At 51.2% G+C, this 26518-nt stretch carries 23 protein-coding genes; 7 read left to right on the top strand and 16 right to left on the bottom strand.

Annotated features, from left to right (window positions below):
* Positions 1 to 20: 20 nt before the first annotated feature.
* The 11 genes from ACO0LC_RS22800 to ACO0LC_RS22750 all read right to left on the bottom strand — a co-directional run bounded on the left by ACO0LC_RS22800 (position 21) and on the right by ACO0LC_RS22750 (position 10946).
* Positions 21 to 1721 (bottom strand): FecR domain-containing protein, encoded by a 1701-nt coding sequence (locus ACO0LC_RS22800; protein WP_423007418.1) that lies wholly within the window; start codon positions 1719 to 1721, stop codon positions 21 to 23.
* A gap of 57 nt (positions 1722 to 1778) precedes the next feature.
* Positions 1779 to 2471 carry a response regulator transcription factor gene (locus tag ACO0LC_RS22795; RefSeq protein WP_110258153.1) on the bottom strand — a complete coding sequence of 231 codons (693 nt, stop codon included), beginning with the start codon at positions 2469 to 2471 and terminating at the stop codon, positions 1779 to 1781.
* 223 nt (positions 2472 to 2694) lie between these two features.
* Positions 2695 to 2961: a cell division topological specificity factor MinE gene (gene minE, locus ACO0LC_RS22790; RefSeq protein WP_110258154.1), complete on the bottom strand. Its 267-nt coding sequence runs from the start codon at positions 2959 to 2961 to the stop codon at positions 2695 to 2697.
* A 1-nt stretch (position 2962) separates the two neighbouring features.
* A complete protein-coding gene (minD, locus tag ACO0LC_RS22785) occupies positions 2963 to 3778 on the bottom strand; it encodes a septum site-determining protein MinD (RefSeq protein WP_423007416.1) in 816 nt (271 codons plus the stop codon).
* A gap of 69 nt (positions 3779 to 3847) precedes the next feature.
* The gene (gene minC, locus ACO0LC_RS22780) at positions 3848 to 4669 is read right to left on the bottom strand and encodes a septum site-determining protein MinC (RefSeq protein WP_423007414.1); all 822 of its coding nucleotides are present in this window, start codon (positions 4667 to 4669) and stop codon (positions 3848 to 3850) included.
* 279 nt (positions 4670 to 4948) lie between these two features.
* Entirely contained in the window at positions 4949 to 6337 is a 1389-nt protein-coding gene (locus ACO0LC_RS22775) for an LLM class flavin-dependent oxidoreductase (protein ID WP_423007412.1), read from the bottom strand.
* Between the two features lie 9 nt (positions 6338 to 6346).
* Entirely contained in the window at positions 6347 to 7177 is an 831-nt protein-coding gene (locus ACO0LC_RS22770) for a MetQ/NlpA family ABC transporter substrate-binding protein (RefSeq protein WP_423007410.1), read from the bottom strand.
* Positions 7178 to 7204: 27 nt separating this feature from the next.
* On the bottom strand, positions 7205 to 7867 hold the full coding sequence (locus ACO0LC_RS22765) for a methionine ABC transporter permease (RefSeq protein ID WP_423007408.1): 663 nt from the start codon (positions 7865 to 7867) through the stop codon (positions 7205 to 7207).
* A complete protein-coding gene (locus tag ACO0LC_RS22760) occupies positions 7860 to 8657 on the bottom strand; it encodes a methionine ABC transporter ATP-binding protein (protein WP_423007406.1) in 798 nt (265 codons plus the stop codon). Before ACO0LC_RS22760 ends, ACO0LC_RS22765 begins: the two co-directional genes overlap by 8 nt.
* Positions 8658 to 8669: 12 nt before the next feature.
* The gene (locus ACO0LC_RS22755; protein WP_423007404.1) at positions 8670 to 9881 is read right to left on the bottom strand and encodes an acyl-CoA dehydrogenase family protein; all 1212 of its coding nucleotides are present in this window, start codon (positions 9879 to 9881) and stop codon (positions 8670 to 8672) included.
* A 162-nt stretch (positions 9882 to 10043) separates the two neighbouring features.
* Entirely contained in the window at positions 10044 to 10946 is a 903-nt protein-coding gene (locus ACO0LC_RS22750; RefSeq protein WP_423007402.1) for a LysR family transcriptional regulator, read from the bottom strand.
* A gap of 119 nt (positions 10947 to 11065) precedes the next feature.
* On the opposite strand from ACO0LC_RS22750, the gene ACO0LC_RS22745 reads away from it, so the two are divergent.
* The 3 genes from ACO0LC_RS22745 (at position 11066) to ACO0LC_RS22735 (ending at position 13746) form a co-directional block, all read left to right on the top strand.
* Complete coding sequence (locus ACO0LC_RS22745; protein ID WP_423007400.1) at positions 11066 to 12004, top strand: DMT family transporter; 939 nt, start codon at positions 11066 to 11068, stop codon at positions 12002 to 12004.
* 150 nt (positions 12005 to 12154) lie between these two features.
* Positions 12155 to 12637, top strand: a complete 483-nt coding sequence (locus ACO0LC_RS22740) for a cyclic nucleotide-binding domain-containing protein (protein ID WP_423007398.1) — start codon at positions 12155 to 12157, stop codon at positions 12635 to 12637.
* Entirely contained in the window at positions 12634 to 13746 is a 1113-nt protein-coding gene (locus ACO0LC_RS22735; RefSeq protein WP_423007396.1) for an AI-2E family transporter, read from the top strand. Before ACO0LC_RS22740 ends, ACO0LC_RS22735 begins: the two co-directional genes overlap by 4 nt.
* Positions 13747 to 13763: 17 nt before the next feature.
* Here the strand turns inward: ACO0LC_RS22735 and ACO0LC_RS22730 are convergent, their stop codons facing one another.
* A complete protein-coding gene (locus ACO0LC_RS22730) occupies positions 13764 to 17198 on the bottom strand; it encodes a S8 family serine peptidase (protein ID WP_423007394.1) in 3435 nt (1144 codons plus the stop codon).
* Between the two features lie 182 nt (positions 17199 to 17380).
* Positions 17381 to 19807 (bottom strand): penicillin acylase family protein, encoded by a 2427-nt coding sequence (locus ACO0LC_RS22725; protein WP_423007392.1) that lies wholly within the window; start codon positions 19805 to 19807, stop codon positions 17381 to 17383.
* 165 nt (positions 19808 to 19972) lie between these two features.
* On the opposite strand from ACO0LC_RS22725, the gene ACO0LC_RS22720 reads away from it, so the two are divergent.
* Positions 19973 to 20428, top strand: a complete 456-nt coding sequence (locus tag ACO0LC_RS22720) for a MerR family transcriptional regulator (RefSeq protein ID WP_423007390.1) — start codon at positions 19973 to 19975, stop codon at positions 20426 to 20428.
* 16 nt (positions 20429 to 20444) lie between these two features.
* On the opposite strand, the gene prfH is transcribed toward ACO0LC_RS22720, so the two are convergent.
* Both prfH and ACO0LC_RS22710 read right to left on the bottom strand, forming a co-directional pair.
* Positions 20445 to 21077: a peptide chain release factor H gene (gene prfH, locus ACO0LC_RS22715; protein WP_423007388.1), complete on the bottom strand. Its 633-nt coding sequence runs from the start codon at positions 21075 to 21077 to the stop codon at positions 20445 to 20447.
* The gene (locus ACO0LC_RS22710; RefSeq protein WP_423007386.1) at positions 21077 to 22270 is read right to left on the bottom strand and encodes an RNA ligase RtcB family protein; all 1194 of its coding nucleotides are present in this window, start codon (positions 22268 to 22270) and stop codon (positions 21077 to 21079) included. The genes prfH and ACO0LC_RS22710 overlap by 1 nt, the downstream gene beginning before the upstream one ends.
* A gap of 457 nt (positions 22271 to 22727) precedes the next feature.
* Between ACO0LC_RS22710 and ACO0LC_RS22705 the strand changes: the two genes are divergently transcribed.
* The 3 genes from ACO0LC_RS22705 to ACO0LC_RS22695 all read left to right on the top strand — a co-directional run bounded on the left by ACO0LC_RS22705 (position 22728) and on the right by ACO0LC_RS22695 (position 25100).
* Complete coding sequence (locus tag ACO0LC_RS22705; protein WP_423007384.1) at positions 22728 to 22931, top strand: hypothetical protein; 204 nt, start codon at positions 22728 to 22730, stop codon at positions 22929 to 22931.
* Positions 22928 to 23509, top strand: a complete 582-nt coding sequence (locus tag ACO0LC_RS22700) for a zeta toxin family protein (protein WP_423007382.1) — start codon at positions 22928 to 22930, stop codon at positions 23507 to 23509. The genes ACO0LC_RS22705 and ACO0LC_RS22700 overlap by 4 nt, the downstream gene beginning before the upstream one ends.
* 382 nt (positions 23510 to 23891) lie before the next feature.
* The gene (locus ACO0LC_RS22695) at positions 23892 to 25100 is read left to right on the top strand and encodes an alpha/beta hydrolase family protein (protein WP_423007380.1); all 1209 of its coding nucleotides are present in this window, start codon (positions 23892 to 23894) and stop codon (positions 25098 to 25100) included.
* A gap of 82 nt (positions 25101 to 25182) precedes the next feature.
* On the opposite strand, the gene ACO0LC_RS22690 is transcribed toward ACO0LC_RS22695, so the two are convergent.
* The gene (locus tag ACO0LC_RS22690; RefSeq protein ID WP_423007378.1) at positions 25183 to 26376 is read right to left on the bottom strand and encodes a glycerophosphodiester phosphodiesterase; all 1194 of its coding nucleotides are present in this window, start codon (positions 26374 to 26376) and stop codon (positions 25183 to 25185) included.
* Between the last annotated feature and the right edge of the window lie 142 nt (positions 26377 to 26518).

Genomic DNA, 26518 nt, shown 5'->3' with positions numbered 1-26518 from the left:
GATTGTATCTCAATAATATCTCAATAATTGGTACCTACCGGCCCGCCACCGCTTTGTATCGCCGTGCCATCACCACTGGTCCAGCGTGGCAGCAGGGTGATTTTTTGGGTGGCGGTGAAAGCACTGACATAGCCATCCGGGTCGGTTGAGCGTACCCGGATGAAATAAGTCCCTGCTTCAGGACGATTGATCTTCAGCTCGGCCTTGTCGAGTTCCTTGTCCAGATACAGCTTCTTGAATCCGGCATCCATGCTGATCTGTATCAGGAATTTTTGACCCGGCTCGGATGCCCAACTGAAGGACAGCTGATTGCCATTGCCCTCGTCTGGTGGTGCCAGGCTGGTGACCGGCAAGACGCTGAATTTCTGTACGTCACTATAGGGGCCATGATCCGCTTTACCATTGTTGCTCGCCACGGTTGCTACGCGCCAGTAATATTCACCATCCTTGGGGCGATCGGCGCTGAACTGCACTTGCTTGAGATCAGCTTTATCGATCAGCAAGTCTTTGAATCCTGCATCCCTGGCCAATTGCAAATGGTAGCTGACGGCATTGCTGGCTTCGGTCCAAGCAAAATCCAGACGCTCAGCCCTGACCTTGTTTTTAGGCTGCACAGTGAAAGGTGGTTCGGGGCGCGCTTTTAAAGTCACAGCTTTGACCAAAGGCAGACCTTCCAGGCCCAGCTTGTCGATGGCAGTGATGCGTACAAAATAATTGCCATCGGCAAAGCCATCAAACTTGAAGCGGTTTTCCTTGTAGCGATTCTCTGCCAGAACATCGATGATGTCCTTGTCTTTGGCAATTTGCACGCGATAGCCCGCCGCTTCTGGCGTGGTTTCCACCTGGAATTGCAGGGTAGGACGTTCTTGCTGCAAATAACTGTCATTCATCTGTGGTGGTGGCAGCAAGTCGACAGCCTTGCCTATGCCTGTCGCAGAAATGATATTCCCCTTGCCTGCGGTCAACACCAGTTCATCCTTCTTCTTGGCGAGTGCGTTATTCACTGCAACGCCGCCCTCCAGCACTTCATTGGCGATCCCGTCATCATTCACGCCTACACGGAAATTGGTGCCTCGTACGCCGGCCACGGCCAGATTGGTGCGTACTTCAAAGCGGCCCTTGTTACTGACCAGCGAAGAGACGCGTGACTCTACCTTGCCCTGCAAGAGCGTGACTTCAGTGCGCGGGCTGGCTGTGTATTTGGTTTTGCGCAGCCTGGAGAGGCTGACATTGCTATTCGATGGGATGGATATACGAGAGTCATCCGGCAAGGACAGGGTCAGGAAACCGTTCTTATCGGTGCTGATTTGCGCACCTTCCTTCAAAACGCTACCCAATGCCAGGTTGCCTGTCGTGCCATCGGCGGCTTTATAGGCAGGGTTGCCAGTCATGGCGATGACCTTGGCTTCACTGGCTTCTTCCGGCAATAACTCCAAAGGTATCAGGATGGCTGTACCTATGGGTATGGTCCTGTCATTGCCTATATTGTTACGTTTGCCCAGGATTTGCCAGTTGCTGGTTTTTTCTGTGTAGCGCTTGGCGATGGCGGACAGGGTATCGCCTTGCAGGGCGAAATAAGTCATGTCTGGCGGGGTATTGATGAAACTGCCCGGGGTAGCCGCAGGCTGGTTGGCAAAGACATAGGCAGGGGTTGCCAGGGCCAGGCTTAATATCAGGCAGTTAGGTATTTGTCGCAAGAGTAGGGGGGGGCTTAGTCTCATGCGGGACTCCTTGTTGGGAAAAGCTTTCCGGGGCAGCCTTGGCTGCCCCGGAGGTGTTTATTCTGGTGTCATTTGTTCCAGGCGGTAACCGTAACTATAGACGGGCGCCAGGCGGTAGCCGTTTTCCGGTCGCAATTCCAGCTTGCTGCGTACTCGGGAGATGTGCGTGTCCATGGTGCGGGAAGGGATATCCACATCACGTGACCATACTGCTTCCAGTATATAGGCGCGGGACAGCGGGCGACCAAGGTTGCGGAACAGCAGCAGGGCCAGGTCGAATTCTTTCTGTGTCATCTCTACCGGTACTTCATTGACACTGACGCGGCCAGCGCGGGTTTCAAATTTGTAGATGCCAAATTGCAGATGCTCGGACGCTGCCTGGGTAGGGTAGGCACGACGTAATAAAGCCTGTACCCGCGCCACCATTTCACTGCGGCGTATGGGCTTGATCATGTAATCATCAGCACCGGCAGCCAGGCCAGCCACGATATCGTCTTCACCAGAACGACTGGTCATGAACAGCACCGGCAGGGTAGGCGAGAGTTTTTCGCGCACCCAGTGCAAGATCTCAGTGCCACTCAGGTCAGGCACTTGCCAGTCGAGTATCAGCATGTCGTAACTCTCCCTGCGCAATTGATGCAGCATCTCTTTCCCGCTCAGGAAAGGGTGAGTCGTATGACCGGCTGCATTCAATATGGTGCAGACCAATTCGAGCAAATTATTGTCGTCGTCAAGTACAGCGATTCTCATGGGATGTTACCGTTGATGTCCGGCAAATAAAGTGGAATAACTTCCATTATATCGAAAGCAAGTGAAAAAATAAGTAAATGTGAAAAAATGTGAAAAAAACACATCTTACTTGTTGTTACAAATTTTCGACAAAGGAATCCGGTAATTACAAATTTTATTGCTTATTTATTACTTTTCTTTGTTTTTGCATTGCTCGTCTCAGCAATGCAATACAATTTGGATCTCAACTACGTAATTCTAGTTCCGGCAGAACCACGTTTACATCCAATACTTCCAGGTTACCTTGTTTATCCAGGGAGACCTTGATGTCTTCCGGATTGACCTTGGTGTATTTGGAAATCACGGCGATCAGTTCTTCGCGCAATGCCGGCAAAAAATCATAACCACCCTCACGGCCCGTGCGCTCGCGTGCAATGATGATTTGCAGGCGCTCCTTCGCCATATTGGCGGTTTTAGGTTTGGTATTAAATAAAAATGAAAGCAGAGCCATATTATTTGCCTCCGAAAATGCGTTGCAGCAGCCCCGGTTTTTCGTAAGTAATGAAACGCAAAGGTACTTCTGTGCCCAAAAAGCGTGAAACCACGTCCTCATAGGCATCTGAAACATCACTACCCTTCATGTGAATGGCAGGATTACCTTGATTAGATGCATGAAGTACTGCTTCGGATTCAGGAATAACACCAATCAGAGGGATGCGCAAGATTTCTTGTACATCGGTATAAGACAACATCTCACCGGCTTCCACCCTTTTTGGTGAATAACGGGTAATCAGCAGATGTTCCTTGACCGGTTCTCCACCTGCCTGGGCACGCTTGGACTTGGCCTGGATGATACCCAGGATACGGTCAGAATCCCTGACCGACGAGACTTCAGGGTTGGTCACGACGATGGCTTCATCAGCAAAGGTCAGCGCCATGACGGCGCCGCGCTCTATGCCGGCAGGCGAATCGCAGACGATGAATTCAAAATCCATCTTGATCAGCTCATTGAGCACGCGTTCCACGCCTTCTTCTGTCAAGGCGTCTTTATCGCGGGTCTGTGATGCTGGCAAAATATACAAATTATCGCAGTGCTTATCTTTGATGAGAGCCTGGTTCAGCGTCGCTTCACCGCTGATGACATTCACCAGGTCATACACGACGCGGCGTTCACAGCCCATGATAAGGTCAAGATTACGCAGGCCCACGTCAAAGTCCAGCACGGCGGTTTTATGTCCGCGCATGGCCAGGCCAGAAGAAAAACTGGCACTGGAAGTGGTCTTGCCTACGCCGCCCTTACCGGATGTCACAACGATGATTCTTGCCACAAATAACTCCTTTTATCTATCCGAAGATACTGAAAATTGAGGCTGCTAATCTCCAGTACAAGCTGCAGATTAACCTGCTGATTTCACTGATGATACTTCAATACTGTCACCAAGCAGTTTAACTTGAACCGGATGATGCGGCAGTAACGGTGGAAAACCGTTTTCAAACGTACGGTAAATCCCGGCGATGGAAACCAGCTCGGCTTCCATGGACAAGGCAAAAATCCTGGCCTCTGTATTTCCCGTCGCCCCAGCCAGGGCGCGACCACGCAAAGGCGCATAAATATGGATACTGCCATCGGCAATCACTTCAGCACCATTATTCACCGACGCTGTGATAATCAGATCAGCCCCGCGCGCATAGATACGCTGGCCAGCACGCACTGGCGTATCGATCACCATGGCAGGCATATTGCGGATGATGACCTGTGGTTCAACTGCAACGGGTGCAGGGACGGGGGCTACTTCAGCGACGACTTCTACCGGGGCCGGCTGCGGTTCAACTTGTGCATCAACTTTAAGTTCAGGCTCTGCCCTGGGTTTGCTGACCACGTCTATGCTCAAACCGTGCCCACGTATGGTGGCATGATCTTCTTCACGCGCATGGCGCACTGCAACCGGGTTCAGGCCATGCGACTTGAACAGTGGGATCAGGGCATTCCAGTCCAGCGCCTGTTCAGTAATTGCTTCCACATCGATGACTGCAAATTCGTCATCAAAAAAATCGGGCGAACCTGCAGTCATTTCCTGCAATGCGGCTTCCAGCACAGGGAAAGCGGAGTCATGCAGCAAAATTGCAACAGCAACAACAGTAGAAATCTTGATTTCGATAGGCTTGCGCGTCAGGCTGTTTTGCATGGCATCCGGTGGAAAATTAGTGTAAATCTGCATACTGCCCAAATTCTTTCACTTGAGAAACATTATCTTGCTCTCGTGTCAGAATTATATCCATGTACCATTAATGGCAAGCATGAAAAGGACTAATCCTACCAATAGGCGGGCAGGATTGCAAAATTATGCACTTTTTCTTTGCAAAGCTACAAAAAATGCTTATTAGCTTGCCATTCAGAAATGCTGGTATAAATGCAATTTTTCGATTATATTTCAGTCAAAATCCGGGGTGCAGGCAAACTTTTAAATAAACCCGCTTTTGTCATGGTCAGTGCAGCGTCAGGCAGCATAGTCCAGCCTGCTGTGGATATGCGTATTCCTGCCTATATGGTTTTCTGGCAGACGTGAGCCGCGTTGGAACAGTTGCTGGCGCAAAGTGCCATCGCTATAACTGGTCTTGTAACGGCTACGTGCCTGCAATTCCGGTACGATGAACTTCACCACATCCCTGATGGTTTCATGCGCCAGCGCGAATGTCAGGTTGAAGCCATCTATGCCGGTTTCATCCAGCCATGCTTCGAGTTGATCAGCCACTTCCCTGGCATCACCAACAAACACCGGCCCGCGGCCACCGATGGCGATAAATTCTGCAGCTTCGCGCACTGTCCATTTCCTGCCAGGGTCAGCAGAACTGAATGAGGCTAGCGCAGAGCGGCCTGCCTCAGATTCTATGTAATCGATAGTCGCATCTAGCGGCAACTTCGAAAAATCCACACCTGTCCAGCCAGACAATAAAACCAGTGACGCTTCGATATCGATGTACTGGCGATATTCCTGATATTTGGCTTTTGCAGCTTCGCTGCTTTCTGCCGTGATGATCAATGCCTGTGCATAGATATATACATCGCCAGCTTCGCGCCCGGCAGTTTTCAATGCAGCACGCGTATCATCGACATAACGTTTTACGACTTGCTTGCTGGGGCCGCTGACGAAAGTGCATTCTGCATGCTGCGCCGCAAAGGCAGTGCCGCGTGCGGAATTACCCGCCTGGAACAACAAAGGCGTTCTTTGCGGTGAAGGCTCGGACAAATGTATGCCCGGCACGCTATAGTATTTGCCATGATGATTAATGGCATGCACATGCGCCGGGTCGGTATAAATCCCACGCTCCTTATCGCGCACGACAGCATGTTCATCCCAGCTTTTTTCCCATAACTTATAAACCACTTCCATGTACTCATCCGCCAGGTCATAGCGCTCATCATGGCTTAGTTGTTTTTGCAGGCCCAGGTTACGGGCTGCACTATCCAGATAACCAGTCACGATATTCCAGCCTATGCGTCCCTGTGTCAAATGATCTAGCGTAGAGATGCGTCGCGCAAAGGTATAAGGGTGTTCATAAGTCAGTGCGCAAGTCACGCCAAAACCCAGATGCGTGGTGACGCTGGCCATCAGTGGAACCAATGCTAGTGGATCATTCAGTGGCACTTGTATCGCATGGCGTAATGCGGCATCGGTGTCACCGGCATAGACGTCATATACACCGAGCACATCTGCCAGAAAGATGGCATCAAACAAGCCTTCTTCCAGCAAACGTGCCAGCTCTGTCCAGTGATCTGCGCTGGTGTAGCGATGACTATTATCCCTGGGGTGACGCCACATGCCGGGTGATTGATGCCCGACGGTGTTCATCTGGAATGCATTGAAGCGGATAAGCTTTTTACTCATGCTAAATATCTATTTGGCTGCGACTTCAAGTGCTTGCTGATAATCAGGCTTGGAGAAACCGGCGAAATGCTTATTCGTCACTTCCAGAAATTCTTTGGAACGATAAGCTGCTTCCAGGTCTTTTACCCAGGGTTTGCTTTTGTCATCAGTGCGTATGGCAACCAGGTTTTGGTAATTGGCAGAGATTTTTTCACGAGCCAGTGCTTCATTGAGTTTGAGACCAGACGCCAGTGCGAAATTGCCGTTCACGAAAGAGAAATCAGTATCTTCGAGAGAGCGTGGCAATTGTGCTGCTTCCAGCGGTATTAGTTTGATTTTCTTGAGGTTGTCTGCGACATCTTTTTCAGATGCACGGATGGGGTCTATATTTGCCTTCAGCTTGATCCAGCCCAGTTGATCCAGCAAGACCAGCGCCCGCGCCTGGTTGGTCGGGTCATTCGGCAAGGCAACGGTAGCTCCTTCTTTGACTTCGTTCAGGGATTTATGCTTTTTGCTGTAGATGGCAATCGGCGCAGTCGGCACCTTGATCAATTCTGACAGTGCCAGTTTATTGTCGGTCGAGAATTTCTTCAGATAGATAATGTGCTGGAAGGCATTTGCATCCAGTGAGCCTTCTGCCAGTGCAAAGTTGGGTTGTATGTAATCATTGAATTCAACCACCTTGACCTTGTAGCCTTGTTTTTCCAGTATAGGTTTGATACCCAGTTTGACCTGATCAGCATAGGGGCCAGCACTGGTGCCTATCACCAGTTCTTTCGGGTCTTTGGCAAATGCTGAAGTGGTCAGAGTAGTAGCAAGTGCAAGAGTCAGTGTGGCTAGCAGGAATGGGCGACGATACATGAGAGTGTCCTTTTGAAAATTAAAGAGTTAGCGTTTATCGATATGGCGGGCAATGCGGTTGCCCGTGAACTGTATGATCTGCACCAGTGCAATCAGCAGGGCAACCGTGATGAACATGACATCGGTCTGGAAGCGGTAATAGCCATAACGTATCGCCAGGTCACCTATGCCACCGCCACCCACCACACCAGCAACAGCAGAGTAAGACAGGAAGCTGATCGCCAATACAGTCAGTGCCAGCACCAGACCGCTGCGCGCTTCCACCAGCAAGACGCGGAGAATGATTTGCAACTCAGACGCACCCATCGCATGCGCAGCTTCAATGACGCCGCGTGGCACTTCACGAAAACTTTGTTCTACCAGTCGCGCGAAATAGGGAATCGCCGCAATCGACAGAGGCACGGCTGCTGCCAGCGGGCCTATTGAGGTGCCGACTATGAAACGTGTGAACGGCACGAGCGCCACCAGCAAAATAATGAAAGGGAAGGAGCGTATGGTATTCACCAGCCAGCCCAGGAAAACTGCCAGCGCACGGTTTTGCAGCGACTGCCCATCTCCTACCAGGAAAAGCAAAACACCCAGCGGGCCACCTATCAACACTGCCGCACTCAGGCCTATGGCCAGCATGGTAAAAGTCTGTAGCGCGGCTGTACCCAGTTCAGGCAATAATGAAATCAAGTTTTCAAACATGGCTTAATTCCTTCCACTGTACATTGCTGCTATTCTCTTGACCATGGAAAGCCAGCTCACGGCCCAGTGCAGTCTTGCGCAGGATGCCTGTATCAGCCAGTGAAAAACTCTCGGCAATTTCACCATCTTCGATAACTGCCACCTTGTTGCAGATAGTGCTGAGTACAGATAGTTCATGACTGACAATGACGATAGTGACACCAAGGCGCTGATTGATATCACGCAGGGTATCGAGCACTTCGCGTGTGGTTTCTGCATCCAGTGCCGAGGTCGGTTCATCGCACAAGACCACATTGGGTTTACTGGCCAGCGCACGGGCAATTGCCACGCGCTGTTTTTGTCCGCCGGATAATTGCGCTGGGTAGCTGTCTGACTTATTGGTGAGGCCAACGATGTCCAGGCATTCAGCAACACGTTCAGCGATTTCATGCCTGTTTTTTTTCGTATGTATCCTCAGCGGGAAGGCGATGTTTTCAAACACGCTGGCGTTTTGCAAAAGATTGAATTGCTGGAATATCATGCCTATGTTTTGTCTGGCGACGCGCAGTTCTTTCTTGCCGAGTCTGGTCAGTTCCTGCCCTGCGACTATGACTGCACCGCTATCTGGACGTTCAAGTAAATTGATCAGTCGCAGCAGCGTTGATTTACCTGCGCCGCTCTTGCCAATCAGGCCAAAGATGTCGCCTTGTGCAATGTCTAGACCGACAGATTTGACTGCATGAAAAGTCTTGCCATCCGGCAGGGCGAAAGCCTTGCTGACAGACTGTATTTGTATAAGTGGTGTGCTCACGTTTATTGCCGATCAAGAATATGCAGTAGGTTCAGGAAGGCTGCCATTCAACACATAGCGGCCCAGGTCACGCAATTTGTAATCGATGGGGTCATGCAGGGTATGTACTCTGACATTGCGCCAGAACCTGTCATAGCCATAGCGTGCCGAGGTGGAACGGGCGCCAGTCAGTTCAAACATTTGCGAGCTGACTTCTATGCCAGCGCGATGCGCCAGGCATTTTGCTTCTGCCACGGCAATCGCCAGTTCACCGCGGGCTTCTGCCGTGACCAGCGGTCCCTGGCGGAAAGCCTTTTCCAGACTCGCTGCAGCCTGGTCTGCCAGGGCAACTGCCGGGCGCAATAGCAGCCATAGTTCGCCATAGCGGTGTTGTATGAAAGGGTCGTCCGTGGCTTTATCCACGCCCGCTGCAAACCATGCCCTGGTTTGTTCTTGTGTGTAATGGCGGGCGGCATCAAAGGCCCCCAGGCCTATGCCCAGATACAGATTCGTCATGATGAGCTGGGCAACTTGCGAGCGCAATGTTGCCTGCACAGTTGGTAGTTGTCCTGGCGCTTGCAGGAGCAGATCGGCAGGCAGGAAGACATTTTCAAAATGCACATTGCCACTGTCCGTCTGCTTTTGACCAAAGGCATCCCAGTCAGCTCGTATCGAAATGCCTTTTTGCGTTGTTGGCACAGCGGCGATCAGTGCGCTTTGAGTCTGCTCATCCCAGGCCGAGATCGTCAGCCATTCCGCCCCCACAGAGCCAGATGAAAAACTTTTGATACCATTCAGGATATAACCACCCTCCGTGCGCGTTGCCGAGGTGCGCTTGTCCAGCGGATTAAGGGCATTACCCCAGAAAAATCTTTGTTCTACCGTCGCTGCCAGCAAGCGGCGCTGTTGCTGTGCATTGCCATACAGCTGTATGCCAGCGAGTTGCAGATGATGAAAAGCAAATACATGGGCCAGCGCGCTGTCGGCCTTGGCCAGCAGGCGTATGACTTGGAACACTAGCGACCAGTCAGCACCTTGCCCACCAAACTCTACCGGAATGGAAAGTGTCAACAAGCCCGAGGCGCGTATCCATTCTCGTTCTTGCTGCGCATGCCCGCCTGCGCGGTCACGTGCTACGGCGGTGCTGGCCAGTTGATCAGCCAAAGCAGTGGCAATAGCCAGGGCATCTTCTTGCTGGTCTGAAGCAGCGACAGGCAGGGCGCGGTTGTGCAGGGCGAAGGGCATGATGGTAAACCTGATATTTCTAAATGATCTGAAAAATCAGTATTACATTGCTCCTTATGCGCGTACACGAACAAATCCAGCTTACCTTATGCCTTATTGACCTATGAAGAAAACCAAGCTTGGATAGTTGAAATAGGCATGATGAGCGTGCTTGTTTTAGCGCTATGATGCCGATGAGTTTTGTGCCTGTAGCAAATAATCGATGAAGACCCTGATCTTCAAGGCCAGATGTTTACCTGGTGTATATACCGCATAAATATTGCCGGTATAAGGCGCGCAAAATTCCCAATCAGGTAAAACAACTTCCACCTGTTTCGCGGCAATGGCAGCACGTGCTGTAAAGTCCGGGACCAGGCCTATGCCACCACCAGCCAGGGTAGCTGCGAGTATGGCTGAACTATTGTTGATGGTCAGCCGCGCCGGGATTTGCACATTGCATTGCTGCTTGCCCTTTTGCAGGGTCCAGTGATCACCAAAGCTGCCATAGCCCAGATAAATACAACGATGCGCCGTCAATTCATCTGGCTCAGCGGGTCGGCCAGACTGTTGCAGATAATCTGGAGTAGCTACCAGTACATAACGCATCTTGCCCAATGGGCGGGCTGCCAGACCTGGTGCCAGTTCGCGCGAAATGCGTATCGCCAGATCCACGCCTTCATCGATGAGGTCCAAAGTGCTGTCTATCAGCGTGAGGCGCACAGACACATCCGGATAGGCATCCAGAAAGCCCGGTAGCAAGGGCGCCAGCCAGACCTCGCCAAATACTACAGGGGCAGTCACACGTATCACGCCGCTGGGATGCTGGCTGTAAGTACCCGCCAGCGCATGGGTCTCACGCGCTGCCTGCAAGATGCGCATGCTGCCAGTCAGCACTTCCTGCCCCAGCTCGGTCAGGGCAAAGGAGCGCGTGGTTCTTTGCATTAATCTGCCACCCATATGCGCTTCCAGCCTTGTGATATGGCGGCTGATGGCTGAGGTATTCACACCCAGTTGCCGGGCCGCCGCCGAAAAACTGCCGCTTTCCACTACCTGGGCAAAGATCGCCATTTCATTGAGCATTTCCATCACGCATATCCTTTCATTTTTGCTTGTAGGGCAATAATTCTTTGTATTTTATGCGTATTGTTGAAGAGTGTCAGTCTGTCGATAATGGCAGCTACTTAAATCATAAGCAGGTGGATACGATGAATAGCAATCTTGGTCAATCTGGTAGTTCAGGAAAATGGCAAATGCTGGTGGCAATGATATTGTCGGGCACCATAGGCCTGTTCGTAATGGCTAGCGGCCAGCCTGCGATGACCGTGGTTTTATTACGCTGCCTGATTGGTGGTCTCAGCCTGCTGGCCTTGCTGTACTGGCAGGGCGGCTGGCAGAACTTGAATGTTGAGCAGGTGACATGGCTCATGCTGGGAGCAGCAGCCCTCATCATCAACTGGCTCTGCCTGTTTTCTGCTTACAGGCTCAGCAGTATTTCCATCGCCACTGTGGTCTATCATGTACAGCCTTTCTTTTTGCTGATTTTGCTGGCCATGACGCAAAGGGATGGGCAAATCTGGCGCAAGCTGCCTTTCCTGCTGCTGGCTTTTGCCGGGGTGCTACTTAGCTCTGGGCTGGATATCCGGCATGATTTCCTGCGCAGTGCTGACGGACATGTCACTCAGGCCCTGGCAGGTGCTGGGCTAGCCTTGCTGGCTGCACTGCTGTATGCCTTCGCCACGCTGGCGACCAGGAAGTTGCAAGGCATAGCTCCGGCGCAGATTGCCAGTGTGCAATTACTGCTTGGCGCCGTGGTGCTGGCACCGATGGCAGATTTATCAGGCTGGAACTGGCATTGGCAAAGCTGGGGCAGTTTATTGCTGCTGGGCCTGGTTCACACGGGCTTGATGTACAAACTCATGTACGATGCTTTTCAGAAATTGCCAGCGGCAAGTATTGCTACTCTGTCCTTTATTTATCCGCTGGTGGCCTTGCTGGTCGATGTGCTGTTTTTTGCAACTGTACTGAGCGGCTGGCAATTGCTGGGCATGGCCATGATTTTATTGGCTGTGCTGGCAAATCAGCGCGACTGGCATCTTGTCAGCACCAGGCCAGCCCTGAATGTGGAAACAGGCGGCGAAACATAAATGCCAGAGTGTCTCGCAGGATGTGTGGTGATAATATCTACGCTTACACTGTGCCCTATGGATGCGGTACATGAGATTTTCATGGGCAAGTGCGGTACTGTGCAGCATAATTGTAGATTGCTCTGCTACCAATAATAAAAAGGGATACACATGACACTCACCTGGATACGGCAACCACCAACCTCTGATCGCTTGCAACGCTTGTCAGGCATGTCCCTGTTCAACACCCTGAGCCCGCGTGAGTTAAAGATCATCGATGGCATGCTGCATAACAGGACTTATCTGGCCAATGAAATCATCTTTGATGAAGGTGAAGAAGGACAGGCACTGTATATCATCCTGTCTGGCATCGTCAGCATTAATCGCAGGCGCGAAGACACCAATGAGTTCATTGCTGAGCTGAGCGCAGGCAATTTTTTCGGTGATGTAGCCTTGCTCGATAATTCTCCTCGCAGTGCCCAGGCCAGGGCCTCAGAAAATTGTGAGGTGGCGGTATTTTTCCGGGCTGATTTCAGTTCTTTGCTGGAAACCAATGCCGTCATAGGCTATAAGATTTCGCTGGAACTGGCGCGCTTGAACAGCCGCCGCCTGCGTGATTCACTGGATGCTAATTCGCGTAGCGAGGCCTTGTGAACCAGCGTCAATCCGGCCCCATCGTCTGGCTGTGCGTATTATTTTCCACTTGCCTGCTGTTATTTTTATTGCCCAAGGTCTTGTGGTTGCTAGTGCCCTTCCTGTTCGCGATGATACTGTATTACATACTTGTGCCTGCCGTGGCTCGTCTGAGCCTGCTGGGCATACCTCGTGAATTGGCAGCCATGCTGGTAGGTGGGATTTTCTTTATTTTTCTGGCGCTGGTGTTGACTTACGCTGTCAATAAAGTTTCCCTGCGTGCCGGTTCATTGCAAGAGATGCTGGCACATTATGTTGATGGCGGTATACGCTTTGTGCGCAATAGTATGCAAGTCATGGAAGAAAATTTCTCCATCTTGCGCAAGGCTCATGCCAGTGAGTCAGTAAACGCCTGGATGGCCAGTAATACCGATAATTTCGCCCAGCAATATGTGGCAAATATCCTGGTCTCCATGGCAGCTATTTTACCTGCGGTATTCCTGACGCCTTTCCTGACTTTCTTCTTCTTGCGCGATGGCCGCAAGTTCAAACAATTCCTGGCGAATGCCGTGCCAAATGCTTTTTTTGAAGAAACCTTGTTCCTCATGCATGAAGTAGACCAGACTGCCCGCCGTTATTTCCAGGGTTTATTGAAGCTGACACTGATAGACACCGTCATTCTGGCGCTGGGCCTGTGGTGTATCGGCATATCTGCGCCCTTCACGCTGGCCTTGATTTCTGCCATCCTGGCCTGGGTTCCTTTTGTCGGCTCTGTGCTCGGTTGCATCATGGTGGTGCTGGTGGCCGCGACGGATGCACCAGACACGCCCTTGCTGGCCTATGGTGCCATCACTGTGTTTGTCACCGTGCGCCTGCTTGATGATTTCATCTTCATGCCACTCACTTTGGGGCGCAGCCTGCGCATGCATCCCTTGATTTCCGTGTTGATGATTTTTATTGGGGGCGAACTGGCAGGTGTACCTGGCTTGATGCTGGCGTTGCCCATACTGGGCATCGCCATGGTGATCGGTGAGACACTAGGCCGTGTCATCACCAATCCGCGCCTGCGCGCCCGCCACCGATATGCCAAAGCTATCAAGACCAAGCAGGTCAGCGCAGATTTGCAGTAAGCGTCCTGCCTCGCTGGTCAAGCCTGGTAAGCCAGATAGTCTATGCCATTTTGGATTGAGCCTATGACTTGCAACTGGTTTTCCTGGCTTTCAGAAAAACTGGCCAGTACACCGGCAGCCGTGATATGGCCACTGTTAAGCTCGGCGCGCCAGTAGTCCATACCAGCCTGATCTGGCGCCCTGTGCAAGACATTCGCATATAGCAAGGTAATCAGCTTGTCATTGCCAGGGTTGACGCCATACAGGTTCTGGAATTCCTTGGATTGGAAAAAACCTGCAGCAACCGTGGTCAGACTACTGCCCTTGTCCATGTCTGCAATCCAGTAACCCAAACCGGCGAGGTCCGGTTTGCGTGCAAACGCCGCCTGGTAAATGCGGTATGCCTGAGCAGCAACACCATTGATGTCCAGAGCCACTGCGGCGTCTGAAAAAACCAGGCGTTCGATATTGCTCAGGCTATCCGTACCATTCACTGTGCTTGAATCCGTGACCGTGAAATTGCTGCCATTTTTGCTGATCACATAATTTGATCTGGCGCTTCCATACAAGGCGGTATCCAGCCCGGCACCACCATCCAGGCTGTCATTGCCCTTGCCACCCACTAGCGTATCATTGCCTGCACCGCCCAGCAAAGTGTCATTGCCACCCATGCCATATAACAAACTGCCTTTGGCATTCGCGATGAGGATGTCGTCGCCATCACCGCCATAAGCATTTTGAATAACAGTATTTTTGGCAATGCTTAATGTGCCACCATTCAACATGGATGCGGTGCTGCCACTCAGGTCGATGCGATTATTCGAACCCAGGGCCCCGGCATTGATGGTGTCAATGCCGCCATTCGGATCACTCAGTATACCGCGGCTGGCATCTGCCTTGACCAGATCGGGGAAGGCACTGGTATAAAAGAAGGTGTGATTATTGCTGCTGGTATGGCCTATCAGGTCTATGCTCCAGCTATCGAAAGTGCCTGTCGAGCCACCGGACAGGTCGCGTACATTCAAAGTCCAGGTACCACTGGCAGCTTCGCCCATATCCAGTACGGTATCGAAAGTGAAATGGATATCGTCCTGGCTGGATCCAAAGGCGCTGAGGCTACCCTTGGATGGCCGGTACAGCAAATAACTGGCCGTGCCGGTTGGCGAAAACAGAGTAAGCTCCAGATCGCCGATGAAGGGATGGGTAACGTTAACGGTAACATCCACCCGTTCAACAACGAGGTTGCTGGAAACCTGTATCGATCCATTGACGCCCGTCCTGTCGTTGTCTGGAATAGCCAGCTTGACGGTCTGGCTGGCGATGTATTCTTTGGTATTGGCGACCGTTTGTGCTGGTGTGTTCCAGGCCTCTGCCAGCCTGACTGCGGCAAGCGCATCGACCTGGCCAAAGCCAGATGCTTGCGTAACCGCTTCAAATTTCAATCCTCCGCCATTCCAGTCCGTCGCGCCATTGCTTGTCCATGTGCTGGCAGTGCCGGTCTGATGTGCTGTGTAGGCCAGGATTTGCTGTACATCGCGGTAGCCAAGTTGGGGATTGGCTTCCAGCATCAAGGCGACGATGCCCGATACAATAGGGGCGGAAAATGAAGTGCCATCTGAAAAGGCATAATCAAATATGTTTTCTCCGGCATTGCCAGTGCGGTCAGTTGTAATGATGCTGTTGTAATCCCTGTAACCAGCGCCACCCGGAGCAGACACCAGGATGGATGCCCCGGTCGTACTGAAACCCGAATTATTGCCAAAATAATCGGTAGAGCCGACCGTGATGATATAGCGGCTATTCTGGAAGTTATGCAAATTCGTGTCGTCGCCAACACTATAGGAATTGCCTGCAGATTGCACGACGATAGTGCCAAGACCGTTGCGGCCAGTTGTCGCCAGGTCTTGCAGGGCCTTGAAGGCCGGCGCAAAATCAGGGTCATTGGCATTGTCGAGGAAAGCCCAGTTAGTGCTCTGGGCAAGCAGGTTACCGTAACCCCAGGAATTATTCAGGATGTCAAATGACTTTGCGTAGGTGAAGGCATTCTTGATTTCTGTCAGATACTTTGCGCCGTAGGCAGAAGAAGTATAGATGGGTATCAATTGTGCATCATAGGCAGCACCGACGATACCCTTGCCATCACGCGCCGCACCAATAACTCCTGCCACCAGCGTGCCATGACTGTCACTGGCGAGTACCGGTGAGCCACCTGAGGTCAAACTATAGGCATTGACACCAGGCTTGGTATTGCTGCTCAAATCAGAATTGCTGGCATCTATACCCTGGTCGAAAATGGCAACCTTGACACCCTTGCCCGTAGCATGACTCCAGGCCACTTCTGTCCTCGTGGTGAATAAATACCATTGATATGGGAAATAGCCATCGCTAGGCAAAGCTCCATAGTCCGAGCCAAAAATCACGCCCCATGCATCTGCCTGGCGCGAGGTTTGCAATGTACCTGAGGCGTCATAGTAATTGGGTTTGATCGTGGCACCAACAGCATTGCTGAGATTGAGCTCAAATGCCAGTGCAGGCAGCAAGCCGGCGTCACCATAAATCGGTACTTTGACTGTTGCTGTCGTGCTGTTTGCCGCAAAGGTGACAGTCTGGTTGATCAATTGGTAATCTATTCCTGGTTGGGCAGTTTCACCCAGGGTCTTCACGAGAACGCTGACAGGCGAGGCTGATGCCGCCGACAACTTCAGGGTGAACACCATTTCACTGTTGCCGCTGCTTGTGCGATTAATATTCTGGTTGCTGACCTGTATTGTCGGTAGCTGGACGGCCTGGGCATCCGTGACCTTCAATTGATAGCTGCCCGTACCTCTCAGGGAATTGGAACTGATGTCGACGTAATAATTGCCGCTGACGGTGGGAGTAAACGTCAGGGAGCCAGAAGCAGAGAAGGTGATAGGACTTCCATCTTCTCTAGAGTAGATGCTCAGAAATGGATTGGTCAATGTACCACCCACATCACTGATAGTGTAGGTATGACCAGCTTGCAGGTTGACCATATGCCAATCTGCATCCGACCAGACTTCTATTGCGCCAGATTTTATTTGTCCCAGTGTCAATACACTGCTGGTCTTTGCACTTTGAGTATAATCATCCACACCTGAGCTGATAGCACTCATGGAATAATTGCCTATTGTTCCTGTTCCTTCTACCGACCAGTAATAAGTGCCACCAACACTGGGCGTATAGTAAACCATGAAGCCGCCACTATCATTGGCCGGGGTGGGGCTGGAGTACATCACTTTACCAGTGTTGTCGCGCAAAACCAGATTCATGCTCGCGCCAGCGGTCAATGAATTCAGTGTTACCGTATATTTGATACCTGCCTGCATATCCATGCGATACCAGTCCGTATCCTGTTTGCTGCTGATGCTGCCATACATGATGCCGCTGGAATTTAAAAAAGCGAAGGTGTCGGTATTTCCTGGTACGTCTATATACTGTTCAAAGGACGGCATGCAAATCTCTAATTGTAAGTAAATGTTAAGTGGATTTTAACTGATAGTTTTCCGCTATGGGTACGCTGTTTACAAGTATTTGTCGTTCGCCAGGCAAATTTAAAAAAAATTTCTATAAGCATCAAAAAAAACAGGCCAGTCACAATTTTGTGATTGACCTGTTTTTTTTGAGTATGACTAAATTATGGTTTCAGTATCACCGTATTTTTAGCATGCGCCTCCACTTGCGCCGGTGCAAACCACCAGGGTCTGCGTTCGTCTTTCGCCCATAGTTTGGCCATATCATTTTGATGTTCCTGGAAATGCCTTTCACTGACACCACCAGCCAAAGCCGCTTCGATTTTTTCATTGTCGCCAAAGTCCATGATGACTTGCATGGAGGCGAAAAAATTCGTTTCATAAGGTTTTTGGAAATCATAGACACCACGGCTGATCGTCTCACCACTGCCCGAGCGCTCTACCGTAAAGCCACCCAGTAATTCCTGACCTGCACCATTACGACGCAAAGGGCTGACAAAGCGCACAGTATGTGCCTTGCCCCAGCGCCATTGACTCGTGTCCTTGCCTTGCAGGGCCTCGATTTCTGCGCGGGCGCGTGGTGCGGCAGCGCGTATCACATCAACCAGGGTTTCACGTTTGTCCCTGGTGCGCACATCGTCAAACCAGATGGAGTCCGGTTTGGCCAGCAGGGTATCAAAACGCTGCTGCCAGAAGTACCAGGTTGACAGCATGTCCTTGGTGACATCCTCACCCAGCTCATCACTGAAAGTGCCTATTACGGTTTCACGATACAGTGCCTGATACACCAAGGGTGCAGCCAGAGCCGCATCGTCCCTGCCATCCCAGTTTTTGAGTATGGCCGCCAGGTCTTTTTGGGCAGGATCATTTTCCAGTGCAGCGATGAGAGCAGGGCGCAAGGCATCTGATTGCAGGTTGCGGCTGTCATGCATGAGCTTCCAGTGATCTTCCACCGTCATCTTTTGTGCCGCACCCAGGACTTGCCCTATGCGGGTGTAGCGATAGTTTGGCGAGACATAATTGGTGTAATACCAGGGGAAGTCTTCAGGCCGGGTATCATGATTGGCGGTTCCCACCCAGGCGCGAGCTGGGTTAAGCATGCCGGGCATTTTGTCCTTGGGGATAAAGGCCGTCCAGTCATCGCTGCCATCTGCCGGCGGCAGGCGCGGGAAGCCGCCATCAGCACCCGCCCGTATCGGTACTGCGCCCGTGGCGCGGTGGGCGATAGTTCCCTGGTCATCTCCAAAGACAAAATTGAACATCATCAAATCTATCTTTTGCACTTCCTTGTCAAAATCTGCGGCATTGGCTGCAGTCAGCAAACCTTCTATACCAATTTGTGATGTCAGCACTTCAGCATCGGTAGACCGCAAGACCAGCACTTTGTCGCCCTTGGGGCCAAGGCCAGGGTGATCGGTAATCACTGGTCCGCGCTTGGTGAAACGTATGCTCAGTGGTTGATCCCGGTAACCGCCCGTTGCGCTCTTGTCCTTGATGCGTATGTTTTCATTGATGACCGTAAACGGTACGCTGTGGCCTGCATCCATGTAATGATCTTTATTGGCCGGGTCCAGGCTTTCCACATACAAATCCTGCACATCGCCATAGGCATTCGTGACACCAAAAGCCACGTGCTTGGTACGCCCCACCATAATGCCGGGCATACCGGGGATGGCCGCGCCCACGGCTTGTATCTCGGGCGTGAACAAACCTACCGGATGCCAGGTACCTGGCAAGATGCGATTATCCAGGTGCGGGTCATTCGCCACCATGGCCTTGCCGGATTGCGAGCGCGATGGGCCAATGGCCCAGTTGTTGGAACCCAGGCCCTGATGATTCAAAGTCTCGGGTGCGATATTCAGGTCACTCCAGGCCAGGTTTAATTGCGCAGCTTGTGCTGGTGCATTGGCAGCTTGCGCAGCTTGTGAGGCCGGTGCGGTTTTCCAGTCAGGATTGACAGTCAGCGGGAAAATTTCGCGTGCTTTTTCCATGCCCAGATGATCTATCAGTTTTTGCGCGATGACTTCTGCCTTGAAGTTGGTAGAGTGGGTATAGTGTATGTAATGCACCAGCGCCACCAGGTCAGCCACTGTCCATTTTTGCGGCACCAGGCCTACTGCCTTGAGTTCTATGGGGTGCTCATCAGGATAAGCCTGGATATAGGCATTGATGCCATCGACATAATATTGAAAGAATGTCCGTGATTCAGGGCTGAGTTTTTTTGCATGGCGTTCACCGTTGCGACGTATGCCGAGCACGCGCATGCGTATATCACTGGGTACAGTCTCGGCCCCCAGGCTGGCAGATAATTCGCCGCGCCAGGTGGCGCGGAATAATTCCATTTGCATGAGTCGGTTTTGTGCAGTGACGAAGCCTTGTGCACGTAAAAGATCAGGCGTATTGCCGGCGAAAATATAGGGTATGCCCAGCTCATCGCGCAAAACTTTAACCGGAGCAGTCAAGCCTGCAAGGCGCATTTCACCATCGATTTGCGGATGGCCGGAACTGTGCAGTTTCAGATACCCGGCCGTGCCACCCAACGCCAGCAGGACCAACAGGCTTATGGCTGTACGTTTAACAAATTTATTCATATAGTCTCCTCCGATTGATCAATGCCTGATCATCGATTATTTTTTATTCAGCTTCCGTATCATTTCGCATGCGTGTTTCACAGTCAAGCACTAATAGTACTTGTAGCCAGTCTGAAGCCTGGACTACACTCCAGAGTCAAGAAAGATTTCATTCTGGAGCAGTCAATGAACATCAGCCAGTTTGCCGGGGTCTGTGAAGTATCGACTGATACCGTGCGCTATTATGAAAAGCAGGGTCTCATCAAGCCTGCCACCCGGCAGACTAACGGTTATCGCAAGTATGGCGATGCCGATGTACAGACCTTGCGTTTTGTCCGCGGTGCCCAGGCATTGGGGTTTTCTTTGGCAGAAATTCTGGCCATCATGCCGCGTTTGGCAGAAGGCAAGTTTGCCCGTGCCGATATAGAGCAACAATTATTAAACAAGATTGCACAGATAGACGCGCACATGCGTCAGTTAAAAGTTCTCAAGAAAGAATTACAAACCACTTTTGCATCCCTGACTTGCCAGCCTGAGTTGCCAGTGACAACGACACAAAGCACCGCTACCGATAGCGGCAGCGGTGCTGGTGCGGCGATAAAAAAGCAGGCTTTCAAGAAGCCTGCTGCAAAGAAGTTTTAAGAAGCTTTAAAAAGTCTTAAGTTTTTTGTTCCTTGAAATCCATGCCTGCAAACACGCGTTTGGCATTTCCCCTTTCTGTATCGTGATGTTGCATGCGCCTTTCAGCCTTGTTGTCGCGTTCTTTGGCAGCATGCAATTCTGCCAGCTTGCTACTCAATAATTGCGCAGCCAGGCGTTTGTTGGCATGCTGGCTGCGCTCAGTCTGTACCTTGACTGAAATACCAGTCGCTATATGCGTAGCACGAATGGCGCTGTCAGTCTTGTTGACATGCTGGCCACCGGGGCCAGATGCGCGTGTAGCTTCATAGCGTATTTCACTTTCCGGCATGCTGCTGCCAGCCTGGAATACCTTGCAACCCAAAAACCAGTTCTTGCGCTTGTGACCCAGGCGATAAGGACTATTGCATATCCACAGCAGGCTACCTTCCCATGTCTGCGCCAGACTTTGCACAGCTTCTTCATTTTTATCGCTAGTCAATTCCAGCAAGGCAGACCGCAGGCTGCCAGCATACGGACCATCGACTTGTTCTATGATGCGCGCAGTAACGCCTGCTTTGGCTGCTTCCTTGTTGAACACATGTAATGCCTTGGCAACAGCCAGGCAACATTCCGCCGGGCCGGTATTCGCGGTGATTTGTAGATACAGCATCAGCAGCACTCCCCACGTGTTTTGTAGGTCAGCAAGGGTTTGCTGCGGGCGATGACTGTGACCAGGTCTGCACCCAGCAAGCAGTCGAGTACGCTATCAAGATTTTTGTAGGCTTGCGGTGCCTCTTCATAAATCAGGGCACGGTCTGCGCAGATGACGCGGCTGCCAAATTCTGTGCGACTGAGTTGATCTGGTGTCGCCAGTTTGAACAGCCTGTCCTTGCAATCCGTACGTTGCCATTTGCGGCCAGCACCATGCGCCAGTGAATGCAAACTGGCAGCGGCGTTCTCTGTTTTTGGTTGCAACAGATAGCTATAGTCACCACGTGAACCTGGCAGCATCACCAGACCCTGGTCACTCGGTGTGGCACCTTTGCGATGCAACCACAAGCTTTTGCCATCGGCTTGTACTGGCGTGACGAGATTGTGATGCACATCGAGTACCAGCACACCATGACAACGCAGGCGGCGCAAAATACGTGCAGCGATCATGGCACGGTTGAGTGCTGCATAAGCCAGCGCTGCATCATGCTTGCGCAGGTAATCTGTCGCCGCTGGACTATCGCTGGCCAGGCCTGCGTGACTATGTGCATCGACATGCTGGCGCAAGATAAATTGCCCCAGGCCGCGCGAGCCGCTATGCACCAGTAATTGCACACGCTTGTTTTGCAAGCCTGCTGTTGCATATTGGGTGGCATCATCGACCCTGTCAGTGATTTGCAGCTCGGCAAAATGATTGCCACCACCTATCGTGCCCAGCGAACGCATTTGCAATAAATCCAGACCTGCTGCCAGCAAGCCATCGGCAACAAGCTGTTTCTTTGCCATCAGGTCATGATCAAGACTGAGCAATTGCTGCCACTCATCTTCATCAACAGGCTCATCAAGATTGCCGATTTGCTTGTCCAGTTTGTCCAGCTTGACCTTGTTGATGGCCAGGTCAGTCTGGTACAGGCTCATGCCGCAGCCTATGTCATTGCCGACCAGGGCAGGGTAAAAATGGTTTTGCGATAAAAATGCCGCACCCACAGGGTAGCCACGGCCTGGGTGTAAATCTGGCAGACCAACCACGCTGACCATCTGTGTTAATTGTGCTGTGGTCTTGAGTTGCTGTATCGCGCTATCTTCTAGCCACAAGCGGTCTGAGGCGATCAGTGATACGCGCTCAGATAATTGCTGAATAAAATTGCCCATGAAGGAATTCCAAATAATATTTTTTAAGGAATTGGGCGCTGGTATGCTGATATAGGCGCATCACTTTATCGACTAGTGTGAATAAGTGTCGACAAAATGAAGAGCAGGATGAAATGCTTGCAGACGTGTACGCTGTGTGTTGTATCAGCAGCGCAAAAGACGAATTAATGCAGGCAGCAAAAAACCAGACCCAATGAAGGAGAGAGGTTTTGTAATAGTCGCATTGTGATCTCCTTTCAAAATAAGTTGGTTGAGGTGAGGGCTTGATATTAGCCGACATTTTTTGGTTTTGGCAAGGAATTTTAAAAAAAAGAAAAAGCATGCCCAATGTCATGCTCAATACAATGGCCTATACAAGTGTTTGCAACACTATGTAAGTCTCCTGCGGTTTTTATGGCAAATGACTACAATGAATCTAGATTTACCATTTTTACAGCAAGATGATTTGAGGAGAAAGATGAATCAGTCTGATACAAAAAATGAATTCAGTGACAGTATCATGTGTGAGCTGGAACTCGATAAGAAATTCGCTGAGCATATTAAAAAAATCAGTGAAACCGAGACCGTCAGCTATATCGATGAAGAAGGCTATTTGGTCAGGCGCACCCCCGACGGTGTCATCACCCGTGTGTACGATAAACCCAACTGCAGTCTTGAATGATGGACCAGCCTATCGCCTTGTTTTATGGCGGCACTAATGGTTCTGGCAAATCCACTTTGCGTGAACTGGATGCTGATACCACAATAAAAAAACATATAGACCCGGATGCCATTGCCCGCATCATTAACCCCCAGGACCCGCGTGCTGCCGATGTGGCTGCAGGTCGCGAAGCCATACACCAGTTCCAGACAGTGATTGCCAGCAAGACCTCATTTACGATGGAAACAACGCTGACCGGAAGCGGAATACTGCGACGCATAGCAGAAGCCAGAGCAGCCGGATTTTTGGTGCAGCTACGCTATGTGGGTCTGGCACGTGCCGATTTGAATATAGAGCGTGTTGCCAACCGCGTGGCCAGGGGCGGCCATCATATCGATGAACATGTAATACGCAGACGTTATCAGGAAAGCCTGGAAAACCTGTTGAAAGCGATTACCCTCTGCGACATGACGTTCATCCGTGATAATTCTGGCAAGCAGGCGATTTGCCATCTGGCGCTGGAAGGCAGGCAAATCTGTTATTCTGGCAAATCACCATTGCCTGATTGGATAGTTGAAATTCAACGGCAGATCTCATAGAACAGCGTAGCAGGCTGGTATGCCTGAGTTATTTTGTAGGCTGAGCCGTGCGCACCGCCCGCATGATCAAAATAGCTCAGGCAGGCGCCAACATGCACTGAAAGATGGTGCGCATGGCGCACCCTGCAAGGTATAGCAAATCATGCATTGTCTTTGCAATAGACCTCCCCATGATGGAACTAAGACGCCTTTTTGTCATCCTATTGTACTCTGCAGCGTTATAGTAGGATGCGGCAGGCTTTGCCCTGTCTGTATCGGTGATTTTCCTGCAACTTAGCTGGAAAATGAAGCAAGTTCTTTGAAGTGAGGCTAAAACATTTTAAATAGGACTTACGCAAAATTGTCTAAGTCGCGCTTGTTCCTGGCAATCATGGAAATGCATATGAAACTTGAATTATTAAACCTGAGCAACTTGAATAAAGTTGCCAGCCTGGCTATCTGCCTGGGCTTGGGTCTTGGCCTCAGTGCCTGCGGCGGCGGAGGGTCGACTACCGGTACTACGCCAGTGGTCGTAACGCCTGAAGTCCCCAATCCTTCAGGTCCCGGGCATTTTGAAGTTGCCACCTTCATCAAAACTATCAATGTCACCGACATCACAGCAGCCCTGCCTAAAGAAGTGACAGCGGTAGTCAAGCCTCTGTACTCAGTCGATACATATAAAATTACCTATACCACGACCGATACCAGTGGCCGCAACGTGATTGCTTCCGGCCTGGCGGTCATTCCGCGCAAGACTGGCAGCCAGGCAAGTCCGGTACTGGCTTATCAGCATGCCACCATCAAGACCGATGCCGAGGCACCCAGCAATCATGCGACCGCTGATGAGCCTGCTGTCTTGTTTGCCTCCATGGGCTACCTGGTCAGTGCCACTGACTATGTCGGTTATGGTACGACCAAAGGCCTGCCTCACCCTTATTTGCTGGCTGCGCCTACGGCGCTTTCCGTGGCAGATTTTATGACAGCAACTTCACGCTGGCGGCAAATGAAAACCATTGCAGACAATGGGCAGGTATTTTTGACGGGTTATTCTGAGGGGGCCTACGCAACCATGGCAACTTTGCGCTATCTGACGCAAAACAAAACGGGCGCTTTGCCCGTCAGTACTTTCGTTGGCGCGGGGCCTTATGATGTCGTGCTCACCCTGAATGCCATGCTGGATGCAGTGCGCAAGCAAAACCCTCTCGTTGGCGCACTTATCAGTCCTGGCTTCCTGAAAAAACTCGGGGCAAATGACAGAGCCAATGTGCGCAATCTTTTATTGTCCTCTGCGCTGGGCAGTAGTAGTGATATTAACTTCGATCCTACTTTCCTCGACAATTTCCTCAACGATGATGATGCTGCCATCGTTGTACAAAGCAATGTCAACGACTGGACACCGCAATCGCCCATCTCATTTTTCCATGGTCGCGATGATACGACCGTGCCTTATGGAAATACTGATTCAGCCTTCCAGGCCATGACTAAACGAGGAGCTGCAAACCTGATAGATCGCATGGATTGCCCGGCGAAACCAGCCGAGCATATCCCTTGCGTACCAGCCTTCCTGATCAATGACATTACACGATTGGGTGTGCTCGCCAAAGGCTTGTGATGCCGAACAGAACGAACAGTAGCTTTGCATCAGTGAAAAATACGCGCTTCACTGATGCACATCTTTTGCCAGGCTTGCCAGATCAGCGACCTGTTTCTTTCAAATAATCTGCACGTGCTGCCAGGGCGGTATCAGCAAAGTCCGAGAACATGCCATCTATGCCCAGGCGGAAGAATTGCAGGTATTCTGCCTTCGGGTCACCATTGTAATTTGCTGCCAGCCTGCGCTTTTCATTACGGAAAGTATAGGGGTGAACCAGCAAGCCAGCCTTGTGGGCATCACTGATCAGGCTGGTCGGTGCCAGGGTAGTCGCATCAGTGTCATTGATCTTGCCATCACCATTCGCATCCACGATCTTGCCGTCTGCGCCTACCGTACCCTTGATACTGACGATGTAACGCTTCCATGGGCCTATGCCGTCTGCATAAGTCTTGATTTCAGCCAGGCCAGCAGGGGTCACCATGTCGCTGAACATGCGCTTGTCACCCGACAGTGCCCAGTCATACGGTCTGTCATACGGTGCTGCATAGGTCAAGGCACCAGTTTTCAAGTCTACGTCGTCAGCATCAATCAATTGCACCATCTTGACGTTCAAACCTTTTCTGCGCATTTCTTTCAGGCTGCCTGGTTCAAATGACTGTACAAAGATGGGCGCATCTTTACTATTCCAGCCTGCCTTGTTGATAAGATCAATGAGCTTGTCTTCCAGCGGCAAGCCCAGTGCGCGATGGTAGCTGGGGTTCTTGGTTTCAGGGTAGACGGCTATCGTGCGGCCAGTATCCTTGGTCTTGGCTTTGACCAGATCAATGATTTCCTGGAAGCTGACGATTTTATACACGCCATTGTATTGCTGCGGGCGTTCTGCATCTGTGGAAATGCCACCCAGGGTCTTGATTTCTGCAAAAGTGAAATCGCTGGCAAACCAGCCTGTCTGGGTTTCACCATCAACGCTGATGGTCTTTTTTCTGGAAGCAAATTCGGGATGCTTGTCCACGTCTGTGCTGTAGAGCAAATTGGGATCATGGCGCGCGATCAGTACACCATCCTTGGTGGAAATCAAATCAGGTTCTATTGCATCGGCACCGAGATCGATGGCTTTCACATAGGCTTCATAAGTCTCTTCCGGCAAATAACCGGATGCACCGCGATGGGCAACCACCAGGGGTTTGTCACCATTCAAGGTGGGCAGAGGCTGCAGGCCATTGCCGCCACAGGCGCTCAATAAGACCAGTAAAGAGGAAGCCAATACATATTCTGGCGTGCGGGTAGGTAACATGTTCGTCTCTTGATGAAAAAAGAGCGACGATATAAGTTACTTATGACGAGGTGATGACAATCCGGCGCGCATTTCTTCACGCACGAAGGTAAGCAGGTTTGATGCCCAGCACGCGCGTCCTCTCTGTATGAGTATTCTCATC

Source organism: Undibacterium sp. JH2W (genome assembly GCF_049340425.1).
GTDB lineage: Bacteria > Pseudomonadota > Gammaproteobacteria > Burkholderiales > Burkholderiaceae_D > Undibacterium.
Note: the sequence above shows the minus strand (reverse complement) of the source record. Positions and strands in the feature narration are given on the sequence as shown.

Coding starts and splice junctions, on each gene's coding strand:
- ACO0LC_RS22770 (WP_423007410.1), bottom strand. CDS start 7,177: ATGTATCGTCGCCCATTCCTGCTAGCCACACTGACTCTTGCACTTGCT.
- ACO0LC_RS22750 (WP_423007402.1), bottom strand. CDS start 10,946: ATGGAAATGCTCAATGAAATGGCGATCTTTGCCCAGGTAGTGGAAAGC.
- ACO0LC_RS22800 (WP_423007418.1), bottom strand. CDS start 1,721: ATGAGACTAAGCCCCCCCCTACTCTTGCGACAAATACCTAACTGCCTG.
- minE (WP_110258154.1), bottom strand. CDS start 2,961: ATGGCTCTGCTTTCATTTTTATTTAATACCAAACCTAAAACCGCCAAT.
- ACO0LC_RS22775 (WP_423007412.1), bottom strand. CDS start 6,337: ATGAGTAAAAAGCTTATCCGCTTCAATGCATTCCAGATGAACACCGTC.
- ACO0LC_RS22740 (WP_423007398.1), top strand. CDS start 12,155: ATGACACTCACCTGGATACGGCAACCACCAACCTCTGATCGCTTGCAA.
- minC (WP_423007414.1), bottom strand. CDS start 4,669: ATGCAGATTTACACTAATTTTCCACCGGATGCCATGCAAAACAGCCTG.
- ACO0LC_RS22730 (WP_423007394.1), bottom strand. CDS start 17,198: ATGCCGTCCTTTGAACAGTATATAGACGTACCAGGAAATACCGACACC.
- ACO0LC_RS22745 (WP_423007400.1), top strand. CDS start 11,066: ATGAATAGCAATCTTGGTCAATCTGGTAGTTCAGGAAAATGGCAAATG.
- ACO0LC_RS22725 (WP_423007392.1), bottom strand. CDS start 19,807: ATGAATAAATTTGTTAAACGTACAGCCATAAGCCTGTTGGTCCTGCTG.
- ACO0LC_RS22700 (WP_423007382.1), top strand. CDS start 22,928: ATGATGGACCAGCCTATCGCCTTGTTTTATGGCGGCACTAATGGTTCT.
- prfH (WP_423007388.1), bottom strand. CDS start 21,077: ATGCTGTATCTACAAATCACCGCGAATACCGGCCCGGCGGAATGTTGC.
- ACO0LC_RS22695 (WP_423007380.1), top strand. CDS start 23,892: ATGAAACTTGAATTATTAAACCTGAGCAACTTGAATAAAGTTGCCAGC.
- ACO0LC_RS22795 (WP_110258153.1), bottom strand. CDS start 2,471: ATGAGAATCGCTGTACTTGACGACGACAATAATTTGCTCGAATTGGTC.
- ACO0LC_RS22720 (WP_423007390.1), top strand. CDS start 19,973: ATGAACATCAGCCAGTTTGCCGGGGTCTGTGAAGTATCGACTGATACC.
- ACO0LC_RS22765 (WP_423007408.1), bottom strand. CDS start 7,867: ATGTTTGAAAACTTGATTTCATTATTGCCTGAACTGGGTACAGCCGCG.
- ACO0LC_RS22705 (WP_423007384.1), top strand. CDS start 22,728: ATGAATCAGTCTGATACAAAAAATGAATTCAGTGACAGTATCATGTGT.
- ACO0LC_RS22710 (WP_423007386.1), bottom strand. CDS start 22,270: ATGGGCAATTTTATTCAGCAATTATCTGAGCGCGTATCACTGATCGCC.
- ACO0LC_RS22690 (WP_423007378.1), bottom strand. CDS start 26,376: ATGTTACCTACCCGCACGCCAGAATATGTATTGGCTTCCTCTTTACTG.
- ACO0LC_RS22755 (WP_423007404.1), bottom strand. CDS start 9,881: ATGCCCTTCGCCCTGCACAACCGCGCCCTGCCTGTCGCTGCTTCAGAC.